Below are 21,644 nucleotides of genomic sequence, written 5' to 3'. Positions count from 1 at the left end.
GTGTGCTATCACTGTGTTAACGGCGGTACCCGATCGCTGTTTCCATCGATACGGAGAAGCCATGATCGTCATCACCGGGGCCACCGGAGCCCTCAACGGCGCCACCGCCGACCACCTGCTCGAGCGCCTCGCGCCGTCCGATCTGGCCGTGGTCACCCGCGACCCCGCCCGCGCCCAGCGGTTCGCCGACCGTGGCGTCGAGGTCCGCCGAGGCGACTACGCCGAGCCGGAGACCCTGCCGGCGGCCTTCGCGGGCGCCGAGCAGCTCCTGCTCGTCTCGTCGAGCGACCCGGCCGCCGACGCCGTCGCACTGCACCGTGCCGCGGTCGATGCAGCCGTGGAGGCCGGCGTCGGTCGGGTCCTCTACACGAGCCACCAGGGCGCCTCGCACGGTTCGCCGTTCGTGCCGGCGACACACCATGCCGCCACCGAGGACCTGCTCCGCGACTCGGGGCTGCCGTGGACGAGCCTGCGCAACGGCTTCTACGCGCACAGCGCCACCTGGATGACGGGCCCCTGGCAGGAGACCGGCGTGGTGTCCGTCCCCGTCGACGGGCCGGTGTCGTGGACCGCCCGCGAGGACGCCGCCGAGGCAGCCGCAGCCATCCTGCTCGCCGACCAGCCGTTCGACGGGCCGGTGACGCTCACCGCTCCGGAAGCGCCGACGTTCGCCGACCTGGCTCGGCAGGCCTCCGAGGTCTCGGGACGGACGATCGGCTTCGAGGCCCTGGGCGTGGAGGAGTGGCGTGCCCGTGCGCTGGCCGCGGGGCAGGACCCGCACATGGTCGGGTTCCTGCTCGGCATGTACCAGGCCGCCGAGCAGGGCCTGTTCGCCGGCACCGATCCGCTGCTCGGCGAGCTGCTCGGTCGGGCCCCTCGGCCGGTCCGCGACCAGCTCAGCTGAGCGCCACGACCTCGTCGAGGATCGTCGCGATCGCGGCGGGATCGTGGGCGAACCGTCCGAGGAACAGCCCGCCGATCCGGCCCTGCCCCCGCGTGAGCAGACCGGGTCCGGCGCTGCCCCCGTAGACGACGGTGCTGCCGTGCAGTTCGGGCCGGGCCACCAGGTGCTGCTCGATCCCGTCGAGCACCGCCACGATGTGGTCGTCCGGTGCCGGCGCCGGCGCCCCGATGGCCCACACCGGTTCGTAGGCCACGGTCAGGGGTCCGGCCAGGTCGTCCGCGACGGCGGTCGCGACGGCCCGGTCGAGCTGCGCCGTCACCGCCGCCACGGCCTCCGTCGGGTCGGAGGCCCGGTCCGGCTCTCCGACGCACAGCAGCGGACGCAGGTGGTTGCGGCAGGCCGCGTGCACCTTCCCTGCGATCGTCGCGTCGTCCTCGTGGAACAGCGTGCGGCGTTCCGCGTGGCCGATCTCGACCAGGTCGACCCCGATCTCGCGCAGCTCGGCGCCGGAGACCTCACCGGTGAAGGCGCCGTCGTCGGCCCACGACAGGTCCTGCGCGGCGAGCTGCACTCCGGAGCCCGCGAGCAGGCCCCGCACCGGCACCAGCGCCGGGAACGTCGGCGCCACGAACAGCGTCGCCGCTCCCGAGCCCACCGCGGGGTGCCGCCGAGCGATGTCCGCGACCGCGCCCGCCCAGGCCAGCGTCCGGGCGTGCGAGAAGTACATCTTCAGCGACACCCCGATCATGATCACGGTGCGACCGTCTCCACGATGAGCGCGAACGACAGGGCTCCCGGGTCCGGGGTGCCGACGGCCTGCTCGGCGTGGGTCCGGGCACGGCCCATCCGCGGCACGAGGGACTCCGTGGCGTCCGCGGCCTCGCGGGCGGCCCGGACGGCGTCACCCCAGGCCTCGGCGAGCGCCGCCCCGGCGTCGAGCCGGGTGCGGAGCACCTCGTCGAACGGCACCAGCGCGTCCACCATCGTCTTGTCACCGACGCTGGCGCCGAACGCCAGCACCGCCTCGGTGGCTTCCCGCACGGCCTGCGCGACGGTGGCACCCGACGGGCGCTCGTCGTCCCCGATGACGCGACCGAGTGCCTCCAGGGCGGCGCCCCAGATCGCACCGGACGTGCCGCCGGCCTTGTCGGACCACGCGTCGGCGGCGATCCGGAGGACGCTGCCGACACCCGCTCCGCCGGTTACAGCATCCGCCGTCGCTACCGCTGCGGCGTGCGCGCCGCGCTGCATGCCGATGCCGTGGTCGCCGTCACCGGCGACCGCGTCGATGCGGCCGAGCTCGTCGGCGTGCTCGTCGAGCACCGCGCGGACCGCGTCGAACCCGGCGGCGACCCGTTCGGCGACCGCTCGTGAGTCGTCGCTCGCCGGACCGATGGGCACGGCCTCGGCGTCGGCGGCGACCGTCGACGGGTCGACGCGCTCCTGCGCCACCGCACCGCCCTTGCGGTAGGCGGGGGTGTCGGCCGGTGCAGCCCAGAGCTGCTCCAGCTCGTCGTCCAGCCAGAGCAGCGTCAGCGAGACGCCCGCCATGTCGAAGCTCGTGACGAGCTCACCGACCTCGGGCTCGATGATCACGACGCCGGCGTCCGCCAGCCGCTGCTGCACCGAGCGGTAGACGACGAAGAGCTCCTCGTACTTCACCGACCCCAGGCCGTTCAGGATCGGGACCACCCGCTGGCCCTCGAGCACCGTGCCGTCCGGCAGCTCGTCGAGCAGGCGTGCGACCAACAGCTCGGCCAGGCCGTCGGCCGTGGGCACGTCCGTCTCGTCGATCCCCCGCTCGCCGTGGATGCCCATCCCGACCGCCATGCGTCCCTCGGGCACCTCGAACAGCGGCTCGTCGGCACCGGGCAGCGAGCAGCCCGAGAACGCGACCCCGAAACTGCGGGTGCGGTCGTTCGCCCGCTCCGCGACGGCCGCGACCGCGTCCAGGTCGTCGCCCCGCTCGGCGGCGGCACCGGCGATCTTGAAGACGCACAGGTCACCCGCGATCCCCCGACGCTTCGTACGCTCGTCCACGGTGGCGCTCGTGACGTCGTCGGTCACGCGCACCGTGCGGACCGGGATGCCCTCGGCCTCGAGCGTCCGCGCCGCGGCGTCGAAGTTCAGGACGTCGCCGGCGTAGTTGCCGTAGCTGAGCAGCACGCCGCCGCCGTGCTCGGCGGCCCGGGCGACACCGGCCACCTGCTGGGCGCTCGGGCTCGCGAACAGGTTGCCCATGGCCGCACCGGCCGCCAGGCCGTGTCCGACCAGCCCGCCGAACGCCGGGTAGTGGCCGGAGCCGCCGCCGATCACGACCGCGACCGTGCCGTCGGGGCTCGTGGTGGCGCGCGCGACCCCGCCGTGCACCCGGCGCACCCAGCGCTCGTTGGCGACGACGAAGCCGTCGGTCGCCTCGTCGGCGAAGTCCGCCGGGTCGTTGAACAGCCTGGTCATCGCGTGCTCCCCTTCGGTTCGGTGGTGCGGACGTGCGTGGTGTCGAGCAGCTCGTCCGCCTTGGCGCCGCGGAAGAACCTGGTGCAGAAGATCATCACGGCGGCGACGAACGCCAGGACGCCGAGCGAGACGATGCCGAACGCGCCGCTGTCGGTCGGCACCACGTCGTTGATCGCGGTGCGCATGATCGGGGCGACGAACCCGCCCAGGTTGCCGAGCGAGTTGATCAAGCCGATACCCGCAGCCGCTGCCGCACCGGTCAGGAACGCGGTCGGGTAGGCCCAGGTGATCGGGCCGACGGCCAGGAAGCTCGCGACGGCCAGCGTGATGAACAGGATGCCGAGCACCGGCTGCCCGTTTGCACCCGCCCACGCCGAACCGAGGATCGACAGACCGGTCGTGACGTAGAAGAACGTGCCCCACCGGCGACGCCGTCCGACCGAGTCCGCCCGCGAGCCGACCAGGTAGCAGGCCACGAGCCCGACGAGCCACGGGATGGCGGTCACCAGCCCGACCTGCCAACCGACGTCCTGCCCGAGCAGCGACGAGACCTGCTGCGGCAGGTAGAACGTCGTGCCGTAGACGGCGACCTGCAGGCAGAAGTAGATGATCGTGAAGTACCAGACGCGGCCGCTCGCCATCGCGCGCCAGATGCCCTTCGGGCCGTCCTCGCTGCGCGCGGTGTCCTCGCGTTCCATGGCCGCCGTGAGCGATGCCTTCTCGCCCGGTTCGAGCCACTTCGCCTGCTGCGGACTGTTCGTCAGGAACACCAGGGCCGCGATGCCGGCGAACACGGCGAGCAGTCCTTCGCCGGCGAACATCACCTGCCAGCCGTGCCACGGGGTGACCTCGTCGCCGATGCTGATGAGCCCGCCGGACAGCGGTGCGCCGATCATCTGCGAGAACGGCTGCGCCAGGTAGAAGATCGCGAACATGCGCACGCGCACCTTGTTCGGGAACCACTCGGACAGGTACATGATGACGCCCGGGAACAGCCCCGCCTCGGTCACGCCGAGGATGAAGCGCAGGACGATGAACATCGTGTCGTTCGTCGTGAAGGCGAACAGGGCGGCGACGATGCCCCACGTGATCGCGATGCGGGCGAGCCAGAACCGGGCGCCGAACCGCTTGAGCAGCAGGTTCGATGGGATCTCGAAGATCGCGTAGCCGATGAAGAAGATGCCGGCGCCCAGCGCGAAGGCGGCGTCGGAGATGCCGCGGTCGACGCTCAGTGCCTCCTCGGCGAACCCGACGTTGGTGCGGTCGAGGAACGCGACGAAGTACAGGATGACGAGCATCGGCATGAGGTGCTTCGTCGCCTTGCCGATGGCGGACTGCAGGCCGGGGTCGTTCGTCGACCCGAGCGCGGGGGCAGGGGGTAGTGACACGGGTTCGCTCCTTTGCGAGCACGGTGCGGTGGTTCAGGGCGTCCGGTGGTCGGGCCTGTCGGCTCGTCGTCCTGTCGGACGGTCGGACGGGAGGCACGGATCGCGTCGCGCCGTCGGCGCGCGTTCCGTGGGCGGCTGGCCCTAGTGCATGTACAGGCCACCGTCGACGTTGAGCGTCTGGCCGGTGACGAACCCGGCGTCCTCGCTGATCAGGTAGGCGATCGCCGCGGCGATGTCCCTCGGGGTGCCGATGCGCGGCAGCACGCCGTCGGCGGCCATCGCGGCCTTCCGTTCCTCGGACAGCGTGCCGCCCATGATGTCGGTGTCGATCGGGCCGGGGGCGATCGCGTTGACCGTGACGCCGCGCGGGCCGAGCTCGCGCGCCAGACCACGGGTCAGGCCGATCACACCGGCCTTCGCCACCGTGTACGGCGTCTTGCTGAAGGTGCCGCCGCCGCGCTGGGCGGAGACCGACGACAGGTTCACGATGCGCCCGTACCCGGACCGCACCATCGACTCCGCCGCCCGCAGGCTGGCGTAGTGCACACCGTCGAGGTTGATCGACAGCACCCGGTGCCACTCCCCCTCGGGCAGGTCCAGGTAGGCGTGCGCGGACGAGACCCCGGCCAGGTTCACGAGCGCGGTGATCGACCGGAGCTCGGACTCGATCCTGTCGAAGGCGGCGCGCACGGCGGACTCGTCGGCGACGTCCGCGCCGACGCCGACCGCGCGGACGCCGTGCTGCTCGCGGATCTCGGCGGCGACCTGCTCGCTCGCCGTCTGGTCGAGGTCGATGATCCCGACGTCCCACCCGGCCTCGGCCAGGTGGTGGGCGGACGCGCGGCCGATGCCCCGCGGTGAGGCGGCGCCGGTGAGGACGACGGTGCGGGTCTGCTCCGTTCGGGGGTTCGGCGTGCTCTGGGGGTCCTGCGTGCTCATCGTTCGTGCTCCGGGCTCAGTGGATCGGGGCCGGGCCGAGCTCGTCGAGCAGCTTCTGCATCGCGACGTAGGCCTTGTTCCGGTAGGCGACGAGCTCCGGCGTGCGGTCGGCCGGGACCTCGAGGTACCCGGCGCCGGACTTCGTGCCGAGCTCACCGGCGTCGACGTGCTGCTGCAGCGACGGCGGCGTGGCGAAGCGCTCCGGCCAGCGGGTCTGCAGCGACTCGAAGCAGAACGCGTAGACGTCGAGCCCGGCCATGTCGGCGATCGCGAACGGTCCGAAGAACGGCAGGCGGAACCCGAACGTGGTCCGGACGATGGTGTCGATGTCGTCGGGGCTGGCGATGCCCTCGTCGGCGATCTTCGTGGCCTCCTCGAACAGCGCGTACTGCAGGCGGTTCAGCACGAACCCCGTCGAGTCCTTCACCCGCGCCGACTGCTTGCCGGTCGCGGCGACGACGGTCTCGCCGACCTCGATCGCGTGCTCGTTCGTGGTGGGGTGCGGGATGAGCTCGACGCCGGGGATGAACGGCGCCGGGTTCGAGAAGTGCACGCCCAGGAAGCGCTCCGGGCCCACGACGGCCTCGGCAAGCGACTCGATCAGGATCGTCGACGTGTTCGAGCCGATCACGGCGTCGGGGCGGGCGGCCTCGCTGATGCGGCGGAGCGTCGCGTGCTTGATCTCGAGCTTCTCGGGCACGGCCTCCTCGATGAAGTCCGCGTCGGCGACGGCGGCCTCGATCGACTCGGCGGCGCTCAGGTGGGCGCGGACCCGTTCGACGGCGTCCTCGGGGAACAGCCCGTCGGCGACGAACTGCGCGGTCTCGCCGAGCAGCCGTTCCAGGTTCTGCTGGGCGATCTCGGCCGAGACGTCGGCGATCCGGACGGTGTGGCCGGCGAGGGCGAGGACCTGGGCGATCCCGCCGCCCATGTAGCCGGACCCGACGACGGCGATGTCGAGGGTGCTCATCGGATTGCTCCTTCGGTGCTGGTTGCTGCAGTCGGGGTCGCCGTCGCGTCGAGCTTCGTGGTCGCGAGGACGGACCGGATGTACTGCTGGTTGGTGGCGCAGACGCCGAGGCTGTCCCCGCCGTACTGCTCGGTCATGACGATCCCGCGGAACCCGTCGGCGACGGCGTCGCGCAGGACCTGGCGGTAGTTGATGAGGCCCGTCTCCATGGTGCTCGGCGCACTCGTCGCCCAGCTGCCGTCGCCGGCCTCGTCCCGCGTGTAGTTCTTCACGTGCAGGTAGTTCGTGTGCGGCATCGTCTTCGCGAAGAGCTCTCGCCAGTCCTCCACCGGACGGTGCAGGCGGATGAGGTTCGCGACGTCGGCGTTGAGCCCGACGTTGTCGAGCCCGATCTCCTCGACCAGGCGGACCGCGCTGTCGGCGGTGCCGAGGTACGTGTCCTCGTAGAGCTCGAGCGCCATCGGCAGCCCGACGCTGGCGGCGTGCTCACCGAGCTCACGCAGGCGCTTGACCGCGGCGTCCCAGACCTCGGGGTCGTCGGGGTCCTTCGGGCCCGGCGCCGTCCAGAACCACAGCGCGCGCTTCTGCGCGTCGCTGAACGGCTGGTGCAGCCCGGTCGAGAACACCTGCATGCCCCACTCGGCCGCCGCGTCGATGGTGCGGTGGGCGTAGGCCAGGTTCTCATCCTCGTGCCCCGGCTGGATGACGCTCTTGCGCTGCAGGTGCACGGACGGGATCCCGATGCCGTGCGCCTTCGCGACGGCGAACAGCTCGTCGCGGCGCGAGGGTTCGAGGTCAGCGGGGCGGATGTGGCTGTCGGCGAGTTCGGCGAGCGAGAAGCCGACGGCCTCGATCTGCGCGAACACCTCGTCCCACACCTCGGCGGGGGCGTCGTGGAAGGCCGTGCCGTCGCGGGTGACCTGCGCGAACCCGTGCAGGCAGGCGGCGATCGGCCAGGTCGTCGACGTCCAGGTGGTGGGGTCCCAATCCTGGTCGACCCAGTCCTGCGGAGTGGTCACGGAATGCTCCCTTGCATGTCGTGGCGGTTCAGCGGCGAACCTCTTTCCTATAGGAAAGATACTCGCGCGACGACGGAACGCAACCCCCTCTGCCTCAGCTCGTGTGCGAGGCGTCCGCGCGGGAGCGCAACCGGACGGCGTCGATGTGGAGCCGCATCGCGGCGACGGCCGACGTCGGGTCCGCAGCCAGCGCCTCCAGGATGGCCCGGTGTTCCTGCACGGCGCGATCCGTGTCGTCCCCGCCACCCTCGACGATCTGCCGCATCCGGTGCACGCGCGTGGTGATGACCTCGGACATCTCCTCGAGGAACGGGTTCCGCGTCGCGTCGAAGATCAGCTGGTGGAACTGCCAGTCGCTGCGGAAGAAGCGGGCCATCAGCTCCTCCGGTGCGTGCGCAACCCCGACCGACGCGACCTCGGCGGCGACCGCGGCCTGCTCGTCGAGCGCTGCCGACAGCCGCTCGCGCAGCCCGGCGACGTCACCGCGGGCGGCGAGCTCGACGGCACCGCTCTCCACGATGAGCCGGGCGTCGAACAGGGCCTCGAGCTGCTCGCCGGCCAGGGGCGGAGAGACCCGGTAGCCCTTGTTCGCCTGGCGGGTTACGAGGCCCGTCCGTTCGAGTTGCACCAGGGCTTCGCGCACCGGCGTCGGGGACACCCCGAGGGAGCGTGCGAGTCCGTCGATCGACAGTCGCATGCCCGGTTCGACGTCGTGGCCCATCAGGACCTCGAGCACCCGGTCGTAGACGCGGTCACGCAGGCCGAGCTGCGTGATGCGCTCCGTCCCGAAGCTGGGCAGGGTTGCCGACATGTGTCGATCCTAGAGAATCCACGACTCGGGTTCAGTCTGAGGACCCCGGTCCACGCTGCACCATCACGAGCTGTCGCCTTCTTACGTCGCCCCGCCTCGCGCTCATACCACCCATGGGCTTGCTCGATTGCCGCTCCCGGCGCGCCGATGTGGCGCTGTCATGTCAGCTCGCCGGTCGAGAAGAGCGAGCACTGGGTCGGCCGGCACCGACGACCTCACGTGGGAGGCAGGAACGCGGTCGTGCGGCACGCCTGTACGAACGGACACCTCGGCAGCCCGGGAGTAGCTTCGAAACGCCGCTCTGTCCGGAGCGTGCACGGGGACAGAACGGACCACGCAATGCGGCGCATCGCCCGCTCGGCAGCCATGAGCGCTGTCACCCTCCTCACCGCAGGACTGATCAGCACCATCGGCACGTCGGCAGCAGACGCCGCCACCACGTCCAGGGCGGTACTGCAGATCGCATCCCCGTGGTACCAGACCAAGGGCGACGCCGAGTTCGCCGACGGGGACGACATCGAGGTTGTTACCGCCGACACCACCCGCGGTGTCGACGCGCGCACGACCGGGTCGAAGCGCGGGTCGTTCCGGCTGACTCCTCCGGAGGGGAAGCCGCTCACGACGGGGGCCTACTGGCTGGACCCCGACCGCCCGCACAGCGAGGCGCTCCCGAGCCTCGAGATCGACGGGACGGACATCTACGGGGACTTCACCGTCCTCGACCTCGAGTCCGACCCGACGAACGGTCAGGTCACCCGGTTCGACGCGGTCGTCCCCGGGATCGGCGAGTTCCGCTTCGGTTCGGACCCGGCCGGTTCGGTGATCCTGGGCGCGCGGAACGTCGTGTTCGAGAAGCGGTTCATCGGGCTACCGAAGACGAGCCAGGTCGAGACGGTCCACAACACGGGAACAGCCCCGGTGTCGTTGGGGAAGCCCGTCGTCATGGGGGTGAACGCGAAGTCGTTCTCCGTCAGCAACAGCACCTGCGGCGCCACGCTCGCCGCCGACGCGACCTGCACGTTCTCCATCAACTTCCGTCCGAGGGTTGCCGGGCCCGCCACGGCTTCAGTGACCCTGCCCGTCGGGGCGACGATGCAGACGGTGGCGCTGACCGGTTCGGCGTTCCTCGGGAAGACGATGATCACCTCCTCCGGGAAGGACATGGTCAACAAGGGCAAGACGACGAAAGCCACGTCCGGCTCGACCCAGATGCTCATCTCGTACGCCGGGCTCGACTGGTGGTTCCAGGCAAACGACCTGGACGGCAGCGGCAACATCGTCAGCGTCAGCCTCGGCGGTCCCTACGGCAAGGCGTTCCCGCTCGGGACGACGAAGACGTCACCCAGCGGGAAGTACTCGATCGTCACCACCGTGGACTCGTACGGGTGCGACACCACCGGCACGATGACGGTGAAGCAGTTCGCCCTCGACCCGGTGACCGGGTTGCCGGCCACGGTTGACATGTCGTTCACGCAGTACTGCGCCGACAAGATCGCGCAGCGCGGCACGCTGCAGTGGCAGGCGCGTTCCGACGTCACGGCGCCCGCGGCCCCGACAGGGGTCCGCGTCGCTTCGGCGACACCGACGAAGGTGAAGTGGACGTCCTCGGCCTCGAAGGACGCGACCTCGGTCGTCGCTCGACTCGTGCAGGGCGACGGTGCCGGCGCGACCGCGCAGAGCGGTGTGCCGCTGGTGGTCACCGGCGCCTCCGCAGCCGTGCCGAAGCTGCCGACGGGCCAGCAGTACACGATCGCCGTGTTCGCCGTCGACGGGACGGGGAACGTCAGCAAGGCCGCGACCACGTCCTTCGGCACCGCACCGGTGACCGTAACGGCGCCGGGACGACCGACCATCACCGGGACGACGACCGGTCCCGGCTCGGTTACCGTGTCGTTCGACCCGCCGGCGAGTGACGGCGGATTGCCGATCACGAGCTACGTCCTCTCCGGCTTCCACTCCGAGCAGACCGTGTCGGGGACGTCGAGCCCGCTGACGCTCACCGGGTTGCCGGCCGGGAGCACCCAGGTCACCGTAGTCGCGGTGAACGCAGCAGGGAAGAGCCACCCGGCCTACGCCAAGCTGGTGACGGTCGGGTAAGTCCGCTGCCCCGTCTGAACAGACAGGAGGCGCGGTGCCAGCTGGCACCGCGCCTCCTGTCCGTCCGCCGGTCCCGTCCACGACGAGACGCAGGAACGAAACTCTGCCGCCCGTGACCGCCGACCTGACGTGGGTACCGAAGGAGGCGGCATCAAGCGTGTCCGACGGCACGAAAGGCAAGTGCAACGCCTCGCGTACACCTCGTTCGGCGCCACTGACCGACCCGACCAGATACTGATGGAACTGCTCGACTACAGCCTCGCCTCCTCCGCCGACACAACTCTCGATGGGGCCGACTACTACCGGTCCGCGTACCGCCGGTTCCGGGAAACCATCCGCACCGGCCTCACCGCAGACGTCCGCGACGGGCGGGAACCAGCAACGATGGACCCGGTCCGCGGCGCGAAACAGCTCCTCGCACTTCACGACGGCCTCCGCCTCCAATCACTCCTCACCGCGCACACCGACGTCGTAGACGAGTTCGATCGGGCAGCCACCCGGATGCGGCGCGGCTGGAGTGAGCAGTACGAACAACCCACCTACTGGGACGTCCCCATCGCACCTGGCACCCAACCACCCGAGCCGGAAGGCGCGGGGCGTAGCTGCGCCGATCAGGTCGGAACGGCCCGCTGACAGCAGGAACCACCCCACCGCCAACATCAGCATGCCCCGAAACCGGTCCGCATACCGTGCGGACGATGGTCTCCGCGGAGGGCTTTCGCGCCGATAGTTGCGTTCGGGAAGAGGGCGCCGATGTGTGGTCCCCAGACGCGGCCGTTGTGGCGTGGACCCCTCAGAACGCGTCGCCGCCCGACAGCCGCCGCAACGTCGTGGACGGAGCCTCCCCGAACGTCTCCGCGTAGTACCCCGCGAACCGCCCCAGGTGCTGGAACCCCCACGCCAGTGCGATCTCGCTGACGGTCGTCGTGTCGGGGTCGGCGGTGCTCAGGGCGGCACGGACCCGGTGCAGCCGGACCTCTCGGAGGAAGTGCATCGGCGAGCGCCCCGCGTGCCGCTGGAACGACGCCTGCAGGGAGCGCACGGCGACCCCGGCGGCGGCACACACGTCCGTGATCGTGATGGCCCGGTGCGCGTTGGCGACCATCCACTCCTGCGCGAACCGCATGGTGGTGGGCCCGGCGGACAGGGGCAGCTGGATCGTGGGCTCAGCACGGAAGGCGTCGACCACGGCTTCGGCCAGGACGGTGTTCCGTGCCGCCCGGGTGGCGCGGGGCAGGGCCGGGTCGAGCAGCTGCGGAGCGGCGTCGGTGATCACCAGCCGCAGGCGCTGCACCGCCGCCGGGTCGGACACGGCCTCGAAGCGGAGCGGTGCGGGGACGGTCTGCGTGCGGGCCGCGGCCACCGCCTCCAGGAACGGTCCGTCGAACCGGATGAGGTGCTGCGTGGTCGGGAGCGCGTCGAAGGCGAAGGCGCGACCGGATGGGTACATGGTCGGCACACCGGGGAGCATCTGGACGGGCGACCGGGTGCCGGTGTCGAGCGTGATGCCGGCGCCGGACGCCCACGCAAGGATGTAGTCGCGGCCCGGGTTGATCGTGCCCCACCGCCGCGCAGCGACCATCGAGGTGCCGACGACGACGTCCTCGTCACCGACGGCCCGGTACCGCCACGAGAACCCCTCGGTCGCAGCGTCCCCGATGTGGATGTCGTGGCTGGCGTAGACCTGCTCGTAGAACGCGACGGCCTGGTCGACGTCGAACCCACGACGCTCGATGCGTGTGGTGGGAGGGATCTCGTCGGGCATGCCTGGTCGATTCTCGCGCGAGCCACCGACAGCGCTGACCCGGGTGCGGGATCCGGCTGGCCTCGGCCGACCATCAGCGCCACGGCGTTGACTCGTCGGGGTGAAGTTCGTGGTGTACGGCGAGAACAAGGTGATGACCGGCGACGCGATCGCCGAGGCGGTGCTGGCGTACGCGGCGGCGCTCGGCGAGAACGGGACGACGGACATCGTCGAGATCCCCACGTCGGACGAGCACGGCGTCGGGGTGGCGACGGAGCTGCTCCTCGGTCCGGCCTCGCAGGTCATGGTCGAGCCGGCGCCGGACGACGACCTCGAGCCGGAGGACGAGGACCTGGTCAACGAGCTCACCCGCCGGACCGCCGAGGTCGGTGGTGGCCGCTTCATCGACGCGGCGTCCTCGCACTCCGACGAGCCCGAGGCGAAGCGCCTCCGAACCGACCCGCCGAAGAAGTGATGCCGCAGCGCTGACCCCCGGCGTCGACTTCACGGCACCCGCACGAACCGCTGCGCCCCGCGCTCCCGCAACCGGAACCCCAGGTGCCGGTACAGCCCGATCGCCCCGGTGTTCCCGGCCGCAGCGTGCATGAGCGGCGTCTCCCCACGCTCCCGGATGCCGTGCGCCACGGCGAGGACCAGCCGCCGACCGAACCCCTGTCCGCGGTACCCCTCGTCCGTGCACACCGCGCTGATCTCGGTCCACCCCGGCGGGTGCAACCGCTCCCCCGCCATGGCGACGAGTCGGCCGTCCCGTCGGATGCCCAGGTAGGTGCCGAGCTCGATGGTGCGCGGCAGGAACGGCCCGGGCTTCGTCCGTTCCACCAGCGCGGTCATCTCCGGTACGTCGTCGGGCGTCAGCACGACCGCCTCGGCGTCGGGCTCACCCGTCACCGCCTCACCGGTCAGCTGCACGCCGGCCACGCCCTCGACGAGCGCCCACCCGTCCGGCAGCACTGCTGCACCACTCACCCCGAACACCGCACCGGTTCCGAGCAGAGCACGGACGTCCTCCCAGTCGGCCGCGGTGGGCCGCTCCGGGATCGCGGTGAACACCGAGACGTCGGGCTGGTAGCGGACGACCTCACCGCGGTGCTCGGCGAAGCGCGCGTGGTGGCCGTGCAGCGACGCCATGGCCGGCGCGTCGAGCATCCGTGTGGGGGTCCCGTCGTCGGCGAGCGTCAGGTCCAAGGTCCGTACCGCCGGTCCGCGGTCGTCTGCGCGGAACCCGAGGTCCTCGATCCGACGGCGGTCGCCGTCGGCCCACCCGCTCGTGTCCGCGACCACCGCCGGGGCGTACCGGGCGGTGGCGACCCCGACCACCTGCTCGGCGTCCGTGGCAGCGAGCAGGGCGACCTCACCGGGTCGGAGCGGTGCGGTCGTCGTCATGCTCCCATCCTCGGGCACCGCACGACGGGTGGACGACGGACGGGAGGCGCGGTGCCAGCCGGCACCGCGCCTCCCGTCGGTCAGTGGTCGCCGCTACTGCGGGTCGGCGGGCTCGCCGCCCGAGTCGACGTCGCTGTCCTGCTGCGGGTCCTCCGTGGCATCGCCCGTGGACGACCCGTCGGGCAGGTCCTCGGTGTACTGCTGCTGGGTCTCGGTGGGATCGCTCGATCCGTCCGGTGTCGTCGAATCAGTCATGTCCCGGACGGTACGCGGCACGGTCTGACGCCCGTCCAGCGACCTCGGTCCGACGGTGCAGAACGTGTCCACGGGTTCTGCCGCACCGGCGTGTCGGGGCCGAGCCGCGCCTCCAGGCCGGATCCGGGCCCGATGCGCGACCGACGGCCGGGCGCAGACAGCCGACCAGGCGGACGGCGCCCCGGGAACAGGAAAGGCCCCGGATTCCTCCGGGGCCTTCCTGTTCTTCGCCTGGTGCGCGAGGGGGGACTTGAACCCCCACGCCGTTTCCAGCACACGGACCTGAACCGTGCGCGTCTACCAATTCCGCCACTCGCGCCAGCCCGAAAACACTACCACGCACAGACGGGTGCCAACGCCAACCACTACCATGCAGTGGTTGACGACCGACGACACGGGAGACGCATGGGCCTGCTGGACAACTTCGAGCGAGGGTTGGAACGCGCCGTGAACGGCGCCTTCGCCAAGACCTTCCGCTCCGGGGTGCAGCCCGTCGAGATCTCGAGCACCCTCCGGCGCGAGCTCGACACCAAGGCTGCCGTGGTCTCCCGCGAGCGCATCCTCGTGCCGAACGAGTTCACCGTGCGCCTGGCGCCGCCGGACTTCACGCGCATGAACGACGTCGGCCGTCCGCTCATCGACGAACTGACCCAGATGGTGCACCAACACGCCGTGGCGCAGAACTACTCGTTCTCCGGTCCGGTCACCATCCGGCTGCAGCAGGACGGCACGCTGTCCACCGGCATCCTGCAGGTCGACTCCACCACCGTGCAGCGTGACGTCGCGTGGATCGCGGTCCTGGACATCGGGTCGCAGCGCCACCGTCTGCAGCGCGGACGCACGGTGATCGGCCGCGGGAGCGACGCCGACATCACCATCGCGGACACCGGGACGAGCCGGAAGCACGTCGAGGTGCTGTGGGACGGCAAGCACGCGCAGGCCACCGATCTGGGCTCGACGAACGGCTCCAAGCTGAACGGGCAGCACTTCCAGCAGGCGATCGTGGAGCCGGACTCCACCATCGAGATCGGTCGTACCCGTATGGTGTTCCGGGTGATCCCGGAGAACGACGGAGGTGCTCGATGACCACAGGGCTGACCCTGCTCGTCCTGCGCTTCGCGTTCCTCGCGGTGCTCTGGCTGTTCGTCTTCGTGATCGTGTTCGCCCTGCGCAGTGACCTGTTCGGTCAGCGCGTGCGCACGATCCCGACCGATCCGAAGGCCGCCCCGTCGGGGCCGAGCACCCCCACCGCCCCCGCGGCGGCGGCCCCCGGCCCCGTCTCGAGCGGCGCCTTCACCGACCTCATCGAACGGCCGGGAGGCACGCAGCAGTCCGCCTCGCCGGTCGCGGCCCGCCTCGTCATCACCGAGGGCGCGCGCGAGGGCATGGAGATGCCGCTGGGCGGCGGCCCCATCACGATCGGGCGTTCGAGCGAGTCGAACGTCGTGATCCGTGACGACTACACCTCGACCAACCACGCCCGCCTCGACCTGCGCGCCGACGGCTGGCTCCTCACCGACCTCGAGTCCACGAACGGCACCTTCGTCAACGGTCAGAAGGTGAGCGCTCCCGTCCTCGTGGCAGAGGGCACGCCGATCACGATCGGGACGACGACGTTCGAGCTGCGGCGGTAACCCGGCATGACCGCTCGCACGCTGAGCGCCGCTGTGTCCCACGTGGGGCGCATCCGCGCGAACAACCAGGACTCCGGCTACGCCGGGGCACACCTGTTCGCGGTGGCGGACGGCATGGGCGGGCACGCCGGCGGTGACGTCGCCTCGGCCATCGCGATCCGTCGCATCCGCGAGGTCGACCGCGAGTTCCCCTCGGCGCACGACGCCGAGTTCGCCCTGCAGTCGGCGCTCATCGCGGCCAACCAGCTCATCACCGAGACGGTCTTCGAGCACCAGGAGCTCACCGGGATGGGCACCACGGTGTCCGCGATGATCCGGGTCGGCGAGCAGATCGCGATCGCGCACATCGGCGACTCGCGCATCTACCGGCACCGCGACGGTGAGCTGCAGCAGATCACGTCGGACCACACGTTCGTGCAGCGCCTGGTCGACAGCGGCCGCATCACGCCGGAGGAAGCCGCGGTGCACCCGCGTCGCTCGGTGCTCATGCGGGTGCTCGGCGACGTCGACGCCGCTCCCGAGGTCGACACCGCGATCATGGACATCCAGCCGGGCGACCGCTGGCTGCTGTGCTCCGACGGGCTGTCGTCGTACCTGGCCGAGGAGCGCATCCGGCACGCCCTGGCGTCGACGATGGACGCCAACCAGGTCACGCAGCGCCTGGTGAAGGAGACGCTCGACCACGGCGCCCCCGACAACGTGACGGTCGTCGTCATGGACGTCACCGACACCGAGCCCGAGGACGACGACGACGCGGCCACCACGGTCGGGTCGGCAGCAGCACCCCTGACCTTCGAGGCGTCGACCGGCCGCAAGCCGATCCGCCTGCCCACGATCCTGCTGCACCCGCTCAAGGTCACCTCGGCCCCGGAGGACTCGCACTTCGAGCCCGAGTCCGACCAGTTCTTCGCCGAGCTCATCGCGGAGGACCGCCGACGTCGCATCCGGCGCCGGGTGTCCTGGACGGTCGCGCTCGTCGCCGCCGTCGCCGTGCTCGTCGGTGCCGTGTTCGTCGGCTGGCGGATCACGCAGGACCACTACTACGTCGGCACCGACCGCGGCACCGTCGCGATCTACAAGGGCGTGCAGCAGTCCATCGGGCCGATCGCGCTGTCCGACGTGTACGAGGACACCGACATCACGGTGTCGTCGCTGCCGGACTACACCCGCGAGAACGTCCGCTCGACGATCAACGCGCAGTCGCTGACCGACGCACGCGAGATCGTCGACCGCCTGCGCAAGGCCGCCGAGACCGGGCAGGACCAGGCCGGCACCGGCGGCGACGGCGACTCCGGTCCGACGTCCACGCCCGAGCCGACCCGGTCCTCGTCACCGTCGCCGACCCCGACGCGGAGCGCGCGATGAGCAGCGCCACGGCCCAGTCGTTCACCCAGGCGATCACGATCAAGCTCCGCGAGCCGGCGCGCGCCCGCAACCTCGAGCTCTTCCTGCTCGTCATCGCGTGCGGCATCTGCGCCGGCGCGATGGTGCTCGTGCAGCTCGGCACCAAGGGGCGGCTGTTCGACCAGTCCGTGCTCTGGGTCGGCGGCGGCATCCTCGGGCTCGCGCTCGTGATGCACGTGGTGCTGCGGGTCGTGGCGAAGAACGCCGACCCGTTCATCCTGCCGATCGCGCTCGTCCTGAACGGCATCGGCATCGCCGAGATCTACCGCATCGACGTCCACAACGGCCTGACCGGCTGGAACGCCATCGGGGTCAAGCAGATCGTCTGGACGATGCTCGCGATGGTCCTCGCGATCATCACCCTGGTCGCGGTGCGCAACCACCGCTTCCTGCAGCGCTACCGCTACATCTTCATGGCGCTGACGATCGTCCTGCTGCTCCTGCCGATGCTGCCCGTCATCGGCAACAACGTCGGTGGGGCCCGAGTCTGGATCCGCATCGGTCCGTTCTCGTTCCAGCCGGGCGAGCTCGCCAAGATCACGATGGCGCTCTTCTTCGCCGGGTACCTCGTCACCGCACGCGACTCGCTGTCGATCGTCGGCAAGAAGTTCCTGGGGATGACGTTCCCGCGTGCGCGTGACCTCGGTCCGATCCTGGTGATGTGGGGCGCGGCGATGGCCGTCCTCGTGTTCCAGCGCGACCTCGGCACCGCACTGCTGTACTTCGGCCTGTTCCTCGTGATGATCTACGTCGCGACCGCCCGACTCAGCTGGGTGGCGATCGGCCTGACGCTGTTCATCGGCGGCGCCCTCGTCGCGCAGAGCATCCTGGAGTACGTGCGCGGCCGCTTCGAGCAGTGGCTCGACCCGTTCAACCAGGAGATCTTCGACCGCCAGACGCAGGGCAGCTACCAGCTCGTGCAGGGGCTGTTCGGCTTCGCGAACGGCGGGATCACCGGCACCGGGCTCGGGCAGGGCCGACCGTACATCACGCCGGTCGCCAACGCCGACTACATCATCGCGTCGCTCGGCGAGGAGCTCGGGCTGATCGGCGTCTTCGCGATCCTCGCCCTGTTCATCGTGTTCGCCTCGCGCGGGCTCCGCGTGGCCTTCATGGCCCAGGACGACTTCGGCAAGCTGCTCGGCGTGGGCTTCGGCTTCATCATCGCCCTGCAGTTGTTCGTCGTCGTCGGCGGCATCACCCGGATCATCCCGGTGACCGGCCTGACCACACCCTTCATGGCCGCAGGTGGCTCGTCGCTGATCGCCAACTGGATCATCGCCGCCATGCTGCTGCGCCTGACCGACTCCATCCCCGCCGAACAGCGCGTCCAGCAGGGCGCGATCCCCGCCGCGAGCGGGCGGACCAAGAAGGAGCGACGCCGATGAACCGACAGCTCCGCGGTGTCTCGACCGTCATCGTGCTCATGTTCGTGGCGCTCTTCGTGTCGACGACCTCGATCCAGTTCTTCTCGGCGGACTCGCTCCGTGCCGACTCGCGCAACTCGCGAACCATCCTGGACAGTTACTCGACGAAGCGCGGCGCGATCCTGGTCGACGGTAGCCCCATCGCCGAGTCCACCCCGGTCGACGACCAGTACCAGTACCAGCGCAAGTACACGAACGGCGAGCTCTACTCGGCGGTCACCGGGTACTTCACGATCGGCCAGGGCAACACCGGCATCGAGAGCGCCGAGAACACCGTGCTGTCGGGCAACTCCGACGCCTCGTTCTTCCAGAACCTCAACTCGATCCTCACCGGGCAGGACGTGCAGGGCGACAACGTCAACCTGACCATCGACCCGACCGTGCAGCAGGCCGCGTACGACGCGCTCGGCTCGAACAGTGGCTCCGTCGTCGCGATCCAGCCGAAGACCGGCAAGATCCTCGCGATGGTGTCGAAGCCGAGCTACGACCCGAACACGCTCACCTCGCACGACACCGACGAGGTCAAGCGCCAGTACGACGCACTGCTCGGCGCCTCGCCCTCCCCGCTGCAGAACCGCGCGATCGGCGGTGACCTGTACACGCCGGGATCGGTGTTCAAGCTCATCGTGGCGTCCGCGGCGCTCGAGGACGGCAAGTACAACCTCGACTCGACGTTCCCGAACCCGTCGCGGCTGCAGCTGCCGGGCACCGAGAGCTACATCAACAACGCCGAGGGCGGCACGTGCGGCGGCGGCGACAAGGTCAAGCTCCGCACGGCCATCCAGTACTCGTGCAACATCCCCTTCGCCGAACTCGGCCAGAAGCTCGGCTACGACGCGATCAAGGACATGGCCGACAAGTACGGCTTCGGCGACGCGATCGAGGTCCCGATGACCGCGACGGCCAGCCAGTACCCGGACGTCGACTCCACCGCGCAGCTCATGCTCAGCGCGTTCGGTCAGGCGAGCGTCCGCGTGTCCCCGCTGCAGATGGCCATGGTCGCGTCCGGCATCGCGAACGGCGGCAAGGTCATGCAGCCGTCGCTCGTCGACTCGATCACCACGAGCGACCTGAAGACCGTCGAGTCGTTCGCACCGAGGCAGTACAGTGATCCGCTGTCGTCCTCGGAGTCCGCCGACCTCACCGAAGCGATGCAGAGCGTCGTCAACGCGGGGACCGGCACCAATGCGAAGATCGACGGTGTCGACGTCGCCGGGAAGACCGGCACGGCCGAAGGCGGCACGGGCGATCCCTACACACTCTGGTTCACCGGGTTCGCGCCCGCCAAGAACCCGGAGGTCGCCGTGGCGGTCGTCGTCGGCGACGGCGGCGGACTCGGGCAGTCCGGGGTCGGCAACACGGTCGCGGCTCCGGTCGCGAAGAAAGTCATGGAGGCGGTGCTGAACAAATGAGACCCACCAGCGGACTCACCTTCGGTGGGCGGTACCAGCTCTCCTCCCGGGTCGCGATCGGCGGCATGGGTGAGGTGTGGCAGGCGACCGACCTGGTCATCGGCCGCACCGTCGCGCTCAAGATCCTCAAGGACGAGTACCTCGGCGACCCCGGGTTCCTCGAGCGCTTCCGCGCCGAGGCCCGTCACGCCGCCCTCGTCAACCACGAGGGCATCGCGAACGTCTTCGACTACGGCGAGGAGGACGGCAGCGCCTACCTCGTGATGGAGCTCGTCCCCGGCGAGGCCCTGTCGACCATGATCGAGCGCGAGCACACGCTCCCGGTCGACAAGGTGCTCGACATCGTCGCGCAGACCGCGAACGCCCTGCAGGCCGCACACGCGGTCGGCCTGGTGCACCGCGACATCAAGCCCGGCAACCTGCTCATCACGCCCGACGGCCGCGTCAAGATCACCGACTTCGGCATCGCCCGCATCGCCGACCAGGTCCCGCTCACCGCGACCGGCCAGGTCATGGGCACCGTGCAGTACCTGTCGCCCGAGCAGGCCAGCGGTCACCCGGCATCGCCGTCGACCGACATCTACTCGCTCGGCATCGTCGCGTACGAGGCCCTGGCCGGACGCCGTCCCTTCACGGGCGAGTCGCAGGTCGCGATCGCGATGGCGCACATCAACGAGCAGCCGCCGGCGCTGCCGGGGGACATCCCCGAGCCCGTCGCCGCGCTCGTGCTCTCCTGCATCGCGAAGAAGCCCGCCGACCGCCCCGCCACCGCGGCCAACCTGGCCCGTGCGGCACAGGCGCTCCGCCGCGGCGACGTCGCGGCGGCCACCGTCGCGGTGCCGGCGATCGGGCAGAACGGCACCGTGGCGTTCAACCCGCCGCAGGGCCAGGGCAACGACGCCGCCACCGCGCTCATCGGCACCCAGGCCGGCGCGATGGTCGGCGGACCCGGCACCCCGCGGTCGCCCGTCACCGACGAGTCCGAGGAGCCGAAGAAGAAGCGCGCCTGGATCTGGTGGGTCGTCGGCATCGTCGTCCTGCTCGCGATCGCGGCCGTCGTCGGCGTCCTGGCGCTCAACGGCGGTTCGCCGGACCCCGACCCGACCCCGACGCGCTCGACCCCCCGGCCGACCCCGACGGAGGTCACCCCGAGCGCGACGCCCACGCCCACCCGTGTGGAGATCGACTCGTCCGACTACCTCGGCCGCCCGACGTCCGAGGTGCAGGGGGAACTCGGCCAGCTCGGGCTCGTGGTGAACGTCGTCGACGGTGACGCCGCGACGGGCACGAACAACCCGAACACGGTGCAGTCGCTCGACCCGACCGGCAGCCTGGCTCCGGGCAGCACGGTGACCATCCGGCAGTGGACGACGCCGCCGACCGTGTCGAAGCCCGCCGCCCCCGAGGCCGGCGACGTCTCCGACACCGGCTCCGTCACCTTCAGCTGGGGCGAGGCCACCTGCCCCACGGGCTACAGCGTCTCGACCTACTCGTGGATCGCGACCGGCGGCAAGGACTCGTCCGGTGCCACCTCGGGCACGATCTCGTCGACGGCGGTCAACATCCAGGCCGACGCCGTGGACGAGCCGATCACCTTCAAGTACTCCGTGACGTGCGGGGCGAGCGGCAGCGACCTCGCCAAGTCGCCCGGCTCGGACGCGGCGACCGCGACCTGGACGGCCCCGGAGACCGAGGACCCGGGCGAGGGGATCGACCCCAGCGAGGGCACGAACCCGAGCCAGGCCGGCCCGATGGACTGAGCGGTGCCGACCCCCGGAC

The 21,644-nt window shown here is 70.7% G+C and carries 20 protein-coding genes and 1 tRNA gene; 10 read left to right on the top strand and 11 right to left on the bottom strand.

Going from position 1 to position 21,644, the window contains the following annotated elements:
• The first annotated feature begins 61 nt into the window (after positions 1 to 61).
• Positions 62 to 904, top strand: coding sequence for an NmrA family NAD(P)-binding protein (locus tag I8920_RS00185; RefSeq protein WP_198657210.1), 843 nt, complete (start codon positions 62 to 64; stop codon positions 902 to 904).
• On the opposite strand, the gene I8920_RS00180 is transcribed toward I8920_RS00185, so the two are convergent.
• From I8920_RS00180 to I8920_RS00150, 7 genes are all read right to left on the bottom strand, one after another.
• Positions 897 to 1,652: a triose-phosphate isomerase family protein gene (locus tag I8920_RS00180; RefSeq protein ID WP_198658553.1), complete on the bottom strand. Its 756-nt coding sequence runs from the start codon at positions 1,650 to 1,652 to the stop codon at positions 897 to 899. The two genes, I8920_RS00185 and I8920_RS00180, sit on opposite strands and share 8 nt — an antisense overlap.
• Positions 1,653 to 1,654: 2 nt before the next feature.
• Positions 1,655 to 3,361, bottom strand: a complete 1,707-nt coding sequence (locus tag I8920_RS00175; protein WP_198657209.1) for a dihydroxyacetone kinase family protein — start codon at positions 3,359 to 3,361, stop codon at positions 1,655 to 1,657.
• Positions 3,358 to 4,749 (bottom strand): MFS transporter, encoded by a 1,392-nt coding sequence (locus tag I8920_RS00170; RefSeq protein WP_198657208.1) that lies wholly within the window; start codon positions 4,747 to 4,749, stop codon positions 3,358 to 3,360. Before I8920_RS00170 ends, I8920_RS00175 begins: the two co-directional genes overlap by 4 nt.
• Positions 4,750 to 4,890: 141 nt before the next feature.
• Complete coding sequence (locus I8920_RS00165) at positions 4,891 to 5,688, bottom strand: SDR family NAD(P)-dependent oxidoreductase (protein WP_198657207.1); 798 nt, start codon at positions 5,686 to 5,688, stop codon at positions 4,891 to 4,893.
• Positions 5,689 to 5,704: 16 nt separating this feature from the next.
• Positions 5,705 to 6,658, bottom strand: coding sequence for a 3-hydroxyacyl-CoA dehydrogenase family protein (locus tag I8920_RS00160; RefSeq protein ID WP_056072625.1), 954 nt, complete (start codon positions 6,656 to 6,658; stop codon positions 5,705 to 5,707).
• Positions 6,655 to 7,677, bottom strand: a complete 1,023-nt coding sequence (locus I8920_RS00155) for a sugar phosphate isomerase/epimerase family protein (protein ID WP_198657206.1) — start codon at positions 7,675 to 7,677, stop codon at positions 6,655 to 6,657. The genes I8920_RS00160 and I8920_RS00155 overlap by 4 nt, the downstream gene beginning before the upstream one ends.
• 94 nt (positions 7,678 to 7,771) lie before the next feature.
• On the bottom strand, positions 7,772 to 8,488 hold the full coding sequence (locus I8920_RS00150) for a GntR family transcriptional regulator (RefSeq protein ID WP_198657205.1): 717 nt from the start codon (positions 8,486 to 8,488) through the stop codon (positions 7,772 to 7,774).
• A 366-nt stretch (positions 8,489 to 8,854) separates the two neighbouring features.
• On the opposite strand from I8920_RS00150, the gene I8920_RS00145 reads away from it, so the two are divergent.
• Together I8920_RS00145 and I8920_RS00140 are read left to right on the top strand one after the other, a co-directional pair.
• Positions 8,855 to 10,585 carry a choice-of-anchor D domain-containing protein gene (locus I8920_RS00145; protein WP_198657204.1) on the top strand — a complete coding sequence of 577 codons (1,731 nt, stop codon included), beginning with the start codon at positions 8,855 to 8,857 and terminating at the stop codon, positions 10,583 to 10,585.
• A gap of 180 nt (positions 10,586 to 10,765) precedes the next feature.
• Positions 10,766 to 11,218, top strand: a complete 453-nt coding sequence (locus I8920_RS00140; RefSeq protein WP_198657203.1) for a TetR family transcriptional regulator C-terminal domain-containing protein — start codon at positions 10,766 to 10,768, stop codon at positions 11,216 to 11,218.
• A gap of 160 nt (positions 11,219 to 11,378) precedes the next feature.
• Here I8920_RS00140 and I8920_RS00135 read toward each other — a convergent pair whose 3' ends face one another.
• On the bottom strand, positions 11,379 to 12,350 hold the full coding sequence (locus tag I8920_RS00135) for an AraC family transcriptional regulator (protein ID WP_198657202.1): 972 nt from the start codon (positions 12,348 to 12,350) through the stop codon (positions 11,379 to 11,381).
• 100 nt (positions 12,351 to 12,450) lie between these two features.
• On the opposite strand from I8920_RS00135, the gene I8920_RS00130 reads away from it, so the two are divergent.
• Positions 12,451 to 12,804, top strand: a complete 354-nt coding sequence (locus I8920_RS00130) for a hypothetical protein (RefSeq protein WP_198657201.1) — start codon at positions 12,451 to 12,453, stop codon at positions 12,802 to 12,804.
• A 29-nt stretch (positions 12,805 to 12,833) separates the two neighbouring features.
• Here the strand turns inward: I8920_RS00130 and I8920_RS00125 are convergent, their stop codons facing one another.
• The 3 genes from I8920_RS00125 to I8920_RS00115 form a co-directional block, all read right to left on the bottom strand.
• Complete coding sequence (locus I8920_RS00125; protein WP_198657200.1) at positions 12,834 to 13,733, bottom strand: GNAT family N-acetyltransferase; 900 nt, start codon at positions 13,731 to 13,733, stop codon at positions 12,834 to 12,836.
• A gap of 93 nt (positions 13,734 to 13,826) precedes the next feature.
• Positions 13,827 to 13,988: a hypothetical protein gene (locus I8920_RS00120; protein WP_198657199.1), complete on the bottom strand. Its 162-nt coding sequence runs from the start codon at positions 13,986 to 13,988 to the stop codon at positions 13,827 to 13,829.
• Between the two features lie 232 nt (positions 13,989 to 14,220).
• Positions 14,221 to 14,307, bottom strand: a tRNA-Leu gene (locus I8920_RS00115).
• Between the two features lie 86 nt (positions 14,308 to 14,393).
• On the opposite strand from I8920_RS00115, the gene I8920_RS00110 reads away from it, so the two are divergent.
• Genes I8920_RS00110 through I8920_RS00085 form a run of 6 tightly spaced genes read left to right on the top strand, consistent with a single transcriptional unit; the run spans position 14,394 to position 21,625 of the window.
• A complete protein-coding gene (locus I8920_RS00110; RefSeq protein WP_198657198.1) occupies positions 14,394 to 15,074 on the top strand; it encodes an FhaA domain-containing protein in 681 nt (226 codons plus the stop codon).
• Positions 15,071 to 15,622 (top strand): FHA domain-containing protein FhaB/FipA, encoded by a 552-nt coding sequence (locus tag I8920_RS00105; RefSeq protein WP_198657197.1) that lies wholly within the window; start codon positions 15,071 to 15,073, stop codon positions 15,620 to 15,622. The genes I8920_RS00110 and I8920_RS00105 overlap by 4 nt, the downstream gene beginning before the upstream one ends.
• Before the next feature lie 6 nt (positions 15,623 to 15,628).
• Positions 15,629 to 16,987 (top strand): Stp1/IreP family PP2C-type Ser/Thr phosphatase, encoded by a 1,359-nt coding sequence (locus I8920_RS00100; RefSeq protein ID WP_198657196.1) that lies wholly within the window; start codon positions 15,629 to 15,631, stop codon positions 16,985 to 16,987.
• Positions 16,984 to 18,414 (top strand): FtsW/RodA/SpoVE family cell cycle protein, encoded by a 1,431-nt coding sequence (locus tag I8920_RS00095; RefSeq protein WP_198657195.1) that lies wholly within the window; start codon positions 16,984 to 16,986, stop codon positions 18,412 to 18,414. Before I8920_RS00100 ends, I8920_RS00095 begins: the two co-directional genes overlap by 4 nt.
• Positions 18,411 to 19,865: a peptidoglycan D,D-transpeptidase FtsI family protein gene (locus tag I8920_RS00090; RefSeq protein ID WP_198657194.1), complete on the top strand. Its 1,455-nt coding sequence runs from the start codon at positions 18,411 to 18,413 to the stop codon at positions 19,863 to 19,865. The genes I8920_RS00095 and I8920_RS00090 overlap by 4 nt, the downstream gene beginning before the upstream one ends.
• Positions 19,862 to 21,625, top strand: a complete 1,764-nt coding sequence (locus I8920_RS00085) for a protein kinase domain-containing protein (RefSeq protein ID WP_198657193.1) — start codon at positions 19,862 to 19,864, stop codon at positions 21,623 to 21,625. Before I8920_RS00090 ends, I8920_RS00085 begins: the two co-directional genes overlap by 4 nt.
• Positions 21,626 to 21,644 lie beyond the last annotated feature (19 nt).

The sequence above is a fragment of the Curtobacterium sp. YC1 genome (genome assembly GCF_016267665.1).
Classification (GTDB): domain Bacteria; phylum Actinomycetota; class Actinomycetes; order Actinomycetales; family Microbacteriaceae; genus Curtobacterium.
The sequence above is the reverse complement of the archived record's forward strand: the minus strand, read 5'-3'. Positions and strand labels throughout refer to the sequence as shown.